The sequence below is a fragment of the uncultured Oceanicoccus sp. genome (assembly GCF_963968385.1).
GTDB lineage: Bacteria > Pseudomonadota > Gammaproteobacteria > Pseudomonadales > Dasaniaceae > Oceanicoccus.
In genome coordinates, this window is the sequence record NZ_CAXAHB010000067.1 from 1 (window position 1) to 8038 (window position 8038).

General features: G+C 46.3%; 11 protein-coding genes. 7 read left to right on the top strand and 4 right to left on the bottom strand.

Annotated elements, in window-relative coordinates; translation table 11 throughout:
* The 4 genes from scpB to AACP44_RS07405 all read right to left on the bottom strand — a co-directional run.
* Nucleotides 1-656: SMC-Scp complex subunit ScpB (gene scpB, locus AACP44_RS07390; protein WP_339339843.1), on the bottom strand; the 656-nt coding region annotated here is incomplete at its 3' end.
* Entirely contained in the window at nt 653-1453 is an 801-nt protein-coding gene (locus AACP44_RS07395; RefSeq protein ID WP_339339854.1) for a ScpA family protein, read from the bottom strand. The genes scpB and AACP44_RS07395, both read right to left, overlap by 4 nt.
* A 279-nt stretch (nt 1454-1732) precedes the next feature.
* Entirely contained in the window at nt 1733-2359 is a 627-nt protein-coding gene (locus AACP44_RS07400; RefSeq protein WP_339339844.1) for an L-threonylcarbamoyladenylate synthase, read from the bottom strand.
* A gap of 7 nt (nt 2360-2366) precedes the next feature.
* A complete protein-coding gene (locus AACP44_RS07405) occupies nt 2367-3224 on the bottom strand; it encodes a PHP domain-containing protein (protein WP_339339845.1) in 858 nt (285 codons plus the stop codon).
* Nucleotides 3225-3409: 185 nt separating this feature from the next.
* On the opposite strand from AACP44_RS07405, the gene AACP44_RS07410 reads away from it, so the two are divergent.
* From AACP44_RS07410 to AACP44_RS07440, 7 genes are all read left to right on the top strand, one after another.
* Entirely contained in the window at nt 3410-4075 is a 666-nt protein-coding gene (locus AACP44_RS07410; RefSeq protein ID WP_339339856.1) for a VC0807 family protein, read from the top strand.
* Between the two features lie 98 nt (nt 4076-4173).
* The gene (locus AACP44_RS07415; RefSeq protein ID WP_339339846.1) at nt 4174-4842 is read left to right on the top strand and encodes a TIGR04211 family SH3 domain-containing protein; all 669 of its coding nucleotides are present in this window, start codon (nt 4174-4176) and stop codon (nt 4840-4842) included.
* Nucleotides 4843-4870: 28 nt separating this feature from the next.
* On the top strand, nt 4871-5455 hold the full coding sequence (locus tag AACP44_RS07420) for a peptidylprolyl isomerase (protein WP_339339847.1): 585 nt from the start codon (nt 4871-4873) through the stop codon (nt 5453-5455).
* A gap of 24 nt (nt 5456-5479) precedes the next feature.
* Nucleotides 5480-6259 carry a pyridoxine 5'-phosphate synthase gene (locus tag AACP44_RS07425; protein ID WP_339339848.1) on the top strand — a complete coding sequence of 260 codons (780 nt, stop codon included), beginning with the start codon at nt 5480-5482 and terminating at the stop codon, nt 6257-6259.
* 75 nt (nt 6260-6334) lie between these two features.
* Nucleotides 6335-7078: a hypothetical protein gene (locus tag AACP44_RS07430; RefSeq protein ID WP_339339849.1), complete on the top strand. Its 744-nt coding sequence runs from the start codon at nt 6335-6337 to the stop codon at nt 7076-7078.
* Nucleotides 7079-7425: 347 nt separating this feature from the next.
* Nucleotides 7426-7740, top strand: a complete 315-nt coding sequence (locus tag AACP44_RS07435) for a helix-turn-helix transcriptional regulator (protein ID WP_339339851.1) — start codon at nt 7426-7428, stop codon at nt 7738-7740.
* Nucleotides 7741-7830: 90 nt separating this feature from the next.
* The coding region (locus tag AACP44_RS07440; RefSeq protein WP_339339853.1) for a hypothetical protein at nt 7831-8038 on the top strand (208 nt) is incomplete at its 3' end.

Sequence of the window (8038 nt, forward strand, 5' to 3'; positions counted from 1 at the left end):
TGGTTGTCAATACCATCGTCGTTAGCACTCTTATCAGCCGCCTGTTCAAAGCCGGCAGCTACCTGTTCGGGGTCTGGCGTGTCCGCACCTTCCAGCGCCAACTCTTCATTCATAACATCAAGATCACGGATCTCAGCCAGCGTCGGTAAGTCTTCCAGATTCTTAAGATTAAAATAATCCAGAAAGCGTCTGGTCGTGGCGTACATAGCAGGGCGTCCAGGCACATCTTTGTGACCGACCACACGCACCCACTCGCGCTCTAGTAAAGTTTTAATAATACTGGAGCTGACAGCAACACCACGGATATCTTCAATATCACCACGGGTGATCGGCTGACGGTAAGCAATCAACGCCAGCGTCTCTAATAAAGCGCGAGAATATTTCTGCGGTCTTTCTTCCCATAAACGACCAACCCAGGGAGCAACGTTTTGTACCACCTGAAAACGAAAACCACTGCTGACTTCTTTTAATTCAAAACCACGACCTTCACAGTCTTGCTGAATATCTTCCAGCGCTGCGCGAATTACATCATTGGCCGGACGCTCTTCGCTAGCTTCATCAAACAAGTTCGCCATTTGTGCCACAGTGAGTGGTTTTGCCGAGGCCAATAAGGCACCTTCAAGAATATTTTGTAATTGTTTGCTGTCGATACTCATGATGATTTTGCTTTTACGTGAATGGGACCGTAGGGTTCTGACTGAACAATTTCAACCAGCGATTCTTTAATCAATTCCATCACTGCCAAAAACGTTACCACCACACCGAGGCGACCTTCCTCAACGGTAAATAGCGTCACAAAAGGGGTAAAGGCATTATCCGATAATACGGTCAATACCTGTGACATACGCTCACGGGTAGACAGTTTTTCTTTTTGCACCTGATGGCTTTCATACATATCGGCACGACGCAGCACTTCGCCCAGCGCCAATAAAATCTCTTTCATTTCGACAACCGGCTGTGGGCGTTCTTTTTTAATATCCGGCGGTGCGGCGCTAGCTTCGAAAATTTCGCGACCCAAACGCGGCATTTCATCAATATCTTCAGCCGCTTGCTTAAAACGCTCATATTCTTGCAAGCGACGAATTAACTGAGCACGGGGATCTTCTTCATCGTCTTCCACATCCGCAGAGCGTGGCAGTAGCATGCGTGACTTAATTTCTGCGAGCATAGCGGCCATTAACAAATATTCCGCAGCCAGCTCAAATTGTAACGAATCCATCATCGTCACATATTGCATATATTGCTCGGTAATATTAGCGACATTGATTTCTAAAATATCAATATTCTGCCGTCTGATTAGATATAGCAGTAAATCAAGAGGGCCCTCAAAGGCCTCCAGAAACACTTCCAACGCATCGGGGGGAATATATAAATCCCGAGGAATCTCGGTAACCGCCTCGCCCTGAACAACAGCAAATGGCATTTCATTTTGCTGCACACCGCTGCTGCGCAACGCTTTTAGGCCGGGTGAAACGACTGGTTGAACAGCGTCATTTTGACCAGCTTCGCTTTCGGCAATCTCAGCCGCGGCCTCGACCAGCACGGGCTGCTCAACGGTGGAAGCCTGATCTTGCGGTTTGTTGTCTAGTACTAGCTCGTCATCCACGGATTTATTGTTATCTCACTGCTTGGGCTTGTGGCCGGCATTACTGAACCGGTACTGATTATAATGGTGGCTATAATGGCAGCCATTATACCGGCAACATTGCAATGATCACAGTGCCAAGCCGATTTATTCCACCTCAAAATGACTAACATCACCCTGCCCGCGACGGATGATTTCAGGGACATCCCCCACTAAATCAATCACTGAGCTAGGCTCCATGCCGCAATAGCCGCCGTCGATAACGAGATCCAACGCATTTTCAAGGGTTTGGCGGATTTCATAGGGATCGGTCATGGGCATATCCTCACCCGGCAACATCATGGTGACACTCATCATCGGCTGATCAAGACCGGCCAATAAATCGTGAGCAATAGGGTTTTCTGGGACGCGAAGACCAATGGTTTTACGTTTGGGGTGCATTAACCGCTTGGGGACTTCACCGGTAGCCTTGAGAATAAAGGTATAAGGACCCGGCGTATGATTTTTAAGCAATCGATAGGCGCTATTATCAACTCGGGCATAGCGGCCCAACTCAGATAAATCCCGACAAATCAGGGTGAAATTGTGCTTCGGATCCAGTTGGCGAATCCGGCGAATAGATTCCACTGCCTTTTTATCACCCAACTGGCAGCCTAGGGCATAACCAGAATCCGTGGGATAAACCACTACTCCACCCTGACGAATAATATCCACTGCCTGATTAATCAACCGTGACTGCGGATTTTCTGGATGGATTTGAAAAAACTGACTCATGCACAACTCACTGCGGGGTGGACGACACGCCACTCTCACGACTCAATAATGGCCATAACGGCTGACAGTGTTTGGGCAATATAGCCGCTTGCCCCAACTCATTCCAAGGCATATCAGGCCGATGAAAATCGCTGCCGGTGGACGCCATTAACCCAAACTGCTCAGCCAATTGCGCCAGATACTGAGTGCGATCCTTAGTCTGTTTACCACTGATTACTTCCAGCGCACTGCCACCCTGAGTTTTAAAATCATCGACCAAGCCGCGCAGTTTAGTCGCTGTCATTTTATAATGTAAGGGGTGAGCCAGTACCGCCACCCCACCACTATCGGTAATCCACTGAATTACCGTTGCCATCTCTGGCCAACTGGACTTTACATCACCAATTTTGCCAGCCCCTAAATAACGTTTAAAAGCCTCACTTTCGGAGCTGACATGCCCGCAATCAACTAAAAATTTAGCAAAATGCGGGCGGCCAATCTGACTATCACCCGCTAATTCAGCGGCAAAGCGATAGCCACCGGCAAAACCCTGCTTGGCCAACTTCTCACCAATCAACACGGCCCGATCTAACCGCGCCTGCTGTTGCGTTGCCAAGCCCGCTTGCAGGCTTGGATGATCAATATTGATATTTAAGCCCACTACATGAATCAATCGTCGATGCCACAAACAGGACAACTCCACGCCGGAAATCAACTGCATCGAAGCATCCTGCCACTGGTCCCGCACCGATCGATAACCAGCCACGGTATCGTGGTCGGTAATGGCCATCAATTCTACGCCCTGCTGTTTAGCGCGCAGCAGTAAATCCATGGGGCTTAACGCACCATCGGAAGCTGTGGTATGACTATGCAAATCAACATTCACTGTTGAGACCCTTATTGGAAGCAAAATAAATAACACATTGAAGCAATAGCAGACCACATAGTAACGCAATTTGTGGCATTATTTGCCTCCAATAACGCAACACACACCCTACGATTGATTGAAGACCCGTTTTATCAGGAGCCGTTGATACAGTGACCACCGAACAAGCGCAAAAACCACCTAGCATGCTGGCCAATCTGGCCTTTAATATCATTATCCCCACACTGATTATGACCAAACTCAGCTCCGAGGATTATTTGGGGCCGATTTATAGCATCGTTGTGGCGCTGAGTTTTCCGATTATTTACGGGCTAAAAGATTATTTGCAGAATCATAAAGCCAACTTATTCTCTGCACTGGGTATTTTTAGTGTGGTGTTAACCGGCACTTTTAGTCTGCTACAGCTAGACCCTCAATATATCGCCATTAAAGAAGCGGCCATCCCCGCCTGTTTTGGTCTGGCCACCTTATTTTCTATGCGCACCCAATACCCGCTGGTGAAAACCTTTCTATTTAACGACCAAATACTACAAATCAACAAAGTGAAGGCCGCACTGGAAGCCAACAACAACGTAGAGGCCTTTGAACACAAGCTGGCCAATGCATCCTATATGGTGGCTGGTTCATTTTTTCTATCTTCAGCACTAAACTATATTTTGGCCAAGGTGATACTCATTAGCGAACCCGGCACCGTGGCATTTACCGAAGAACTTGGCAAAATGACCGCCTTGAGTTTTCCGGTGATAGCGCTGCCAAGCACTATTGTGTTGCTAGCTGCACTGTATTATTTATTGCACCATATTCAAAAATTAGCTCAGCTGAAAACGGAAGAAATATTTAACGAAGTTTAAACCGAAAGGCTGCAATCACGATCTGCAATCGCACAATAAAAACCGTATAATCATTGCCATAACAGGTACCACAGACAAAACACCAGAAGGAATATCCCGTGAAACATATTGTGCTTTTGTTAGCCCTACTCACTACCAGTAGCCAACTTTATAGTCAAAAAAGTCAAACCATTTATGTCAGCGACCAGCTGACTGTGGCTATGCGCAGTGGTCAGAGCAATGAATACCGCATCATTCGCTATTTGGTCAGCGGCACACCATTAACCCAAGTGGCGCAAAACGATGATGGCAGTTACACCAAGGTGCGCACCAGCGGTGGCACCGAAGGCTGGGTTCAAAGCCGGGAGTTGAGTCCAACACCCTCCGCTAAAGCAAACTACAGAGCCGCTCAAAACACCATCGCAACACTAAAAAGCGACAATAGCGCACTCGAACAACAGCTCAGTAAAATCAGTAATCAACAGGCAAGCGCGCAAAATAAATTAACGGCTTTGACCAACAAACACAACCAGCTCAGCAAAGAGCTGGACAATATCAAAAAGGTATCGGCCAACGCCATTCAACTTGATAAAGACAATCAACGGTTGCTGGAACAAAACCAAATGTTAAAAAATCAAGTCGAAGTACTAACCACCGACAACCGGCGATTAAATGACAACCAGGAAAACGATGCCTTCCTTAATGGTGCTTTTGCGGTACTGATCGGCGTTATGATTACGTTGATTGTACCCAGAGCATGGCCCAGAAAAAGCACTGACTGGGCCTAATTCCTTTTTAACGATGCAGACTTTACTCATGAAAAAAATCATTGCCTTATTCTTATCGCTTGTTTTTTCTGGCTTAATTGCGGCATCTGCCTATGCCACCGATAAAACCGCACCACAAAAAAACCCAATAGCCATTATCCATACTAGCAAAGGGCCAATTACGATCGAACTCTATGCTCAGCAAGCACCTATTACCGTCGCTAATTTTATTAACTATGCTGAAACCGGCTTTTATAACGACACTATTTTTCATCGTGTGATTAAACGCTTTATGATTCAAGGCGGTGGCTTTACCCAAGAAATGCAAAGAAAAAATACGCTGGCACCGATTATCAATGAATCAGACAATGGCCTACATAATGATCGCTGGACCGTTGCTATGGCCCGAACTCAAGATCCAGATAGCGCTACCTCGCAATTTTTTATCAATACAAAAATGAATGCCAACCTCGACTCAAAAGGTAAACGGCCCGGCTATGCTGTTTTTGCTATCGTCACCGATGGCCAATACGTCGTAAAAAGTATTGAAAAAACACCTACCATGACATTAGGGCGCTATGCCGACGTCCCCGTCGAAGCGGTGATTATTGAGCGTGTAGAAATTATTAAGTAACTGATCAACCACAGCGGGAATAATGTGAGCACATCAAACCAAACTGATCTCAGTGTTAACCTAAATAAAATTGCACTGATTAGAAACTCCCGCGATACCAGCTACCCCAGCGTTACCCAACACGCGCAAATATGTATTGATGCCGGTGCTGACGGTATTACCGTTCACCCCCGCCCGGACCAGCGTCATATCCGTGTTGATGACTGTTATGATTTAGCGGAAATGTTAAGCGTTGAATTTAATATTGAAGGCAACCCGTTGGCGCCGGCAATGAAAAGTGAGCGTACTGGCGTTAGTGACTATCCAGGGTTTCTCGATTTGGTTAAAGATATCAAACCTGCCCAATGCACTCTGGTGCCTGACAATAACCAGCAACTGACTTCAGACCATGGCTTTGATTTAACTCAAAGCGGCGATCAACTAGCCCCCATTATTCAGGAATTGCAGAAACTCGGTATTCGAGTCAGCTTATTTATGGATGCGGATTTAGAGCAAATCGAATTGGCCCAACAAATCGGCGCAGATCGTATTGAACTTTATACCGGACCTTACGCCGATGCGGTTAACAACAACCATCAAGTTGAGACTGTGTTTCAGCAGTTTTATCAGGCTGCAGAAAAAGCGCAGGCGTTGGGTATCGGCCTGAATGCTGGGCACGATCTAAACCTAACTAACCTGACCCGTTTTGCCACCATACCTCAACTACTAGAGGTATCGATTGGCCATGCTTTGACGGTAGATGCGATCAATATGGGATTGACTGAAGCAGTAAAAGCTTATCAGCGCTGCTTGGGGAAAAGTTAGCCTGAACCCAGCTATCGCAAACAGATGGTGCTCGCGCCATCAAACAATAGCCACGATGATAATGAGATTCACATTATGAAAAGATCATTTGCGGATTGGGGTGGCGTGATTATCGCGCTAATACTAGTCGTCACGGTGAATTGGCTGGCCAACTGGCTACCCATCGGTGGACAAACCACCGGCGAGGTCTCTGCCCAATATAGCTCCTTATTTACACCTGCCGGCTTTACCTTCTCTATCTGGGGCCTTATTTATCTGGGGCTGGCCATTTACGCATTTGCCCAGTCGTTACCATCACAGCGCTATAATCCGACACTCAGCCAAATCGGCAAATACTTTATCCTCAGCTGCGTATTTAACAGCGCATGGATGCTCGCCTGGCATTTGCAATATATCGCCGTCTCATTGTTGCTCATCATCGGTTTATTGCTATCACTTATCCAGATCTACCGTACTATCCAGTATTCGGATCAGACGCTTAGCCTAGCTATCACCCTACCCTTTAGTGTCTATGTCGGCTGGGTCAGCGTAGCAACCATCGCCAACTTCAGCATTATGCAAACCGCTCTGGATGCCAATAATATTGGAATCAGTGCCATTAACTGGACCCTGTTAAAACTGGCCATTGCCGCTATAGCGGGCGCCAGCGTACTGATAATCAAAAAGGATATTGCCTATATCTTGGTGATTGGCTGGGCAACCTATGGAATTGCGGTTAAACAGGTGGCGACACCCGAAGTCTCTGGAGCGGCCTGGACAATCACCCTGATCGCAATAGGTCTGGCCATACTGCAATTGATCAGAGCCAGACTGAGCTGAAAAAAACCAATAGTTTTGGTTGCTTTTATTGAGTTAAAGCTTGTTTTTTATAGTGAGCTCTATCAAACTTGCTTAGCTTTGGCGCCGCTTATCCTGCAGGATGCTAGGCAATGGAATTAGCCATAACCAACTTAGTGCTTTTGGATTATATATTCTGCAATAGCAATCGGGTAAGTTAGTTTCACAGGCAATACAGGGAGTTTTTCAACTATGTTAGCTATATCTAGCCCTTATTGTCAGGGCAAAAAAATCTTTAATATCAATCATGCCCCGATGTTACTATCTGCGGCCATCGATACCGTATTATTCAGTTTGTCAGAGCATAGCAAATACCCAAGGAGGGCATGATGAGCTTCGAAGCAAACCTCCGGCAGTTGCGCAAATCCCGCAAACTAACGCAGGATCAAATGGCAGATCTCGTTGGCCTGCATACTGCCTCCATCAAAACCTATGAAACCGGCAGAGCCCGACCCTCGCTGGAAACGTTTAAAAAGATTATCGTCGCCTGTGATATCACCGCCGATGAATTGCTATTTGACAAACATGAACGTGCGCCCTCTCCCGATCTCAAGCTGGCCTTTCAAGCGGTGCAAATATTACTGGGCAACCACAATATAAAGAGCACTGGGCATTGTTCTGACATTAAGATAGATAACGCATAAAGTTCTCAGCTACGGACGACTAGTAAAATAAGCCATGAAAGATCATAATCTTAAAAAGACAATCAATAACTCTCTCAAGGTGGTCGCTTCATGTTTAAACATACTGTAGCTCTAGCTGGTCTATCTGTTGTCACCCTCTCTGCCAACGCTGTGTTAAATGATAATAATTATGCTTGGCAATTAGCTGTATTTCTTCTTACCTATGCGCCAATTAGTCTTTTTTCTCGAAAGCTTGCCATTGAAAAAGGTCGCAAGGAGGCACTTTGGACATTTTTTGGCTCTCTTCCAGTAGTGAATT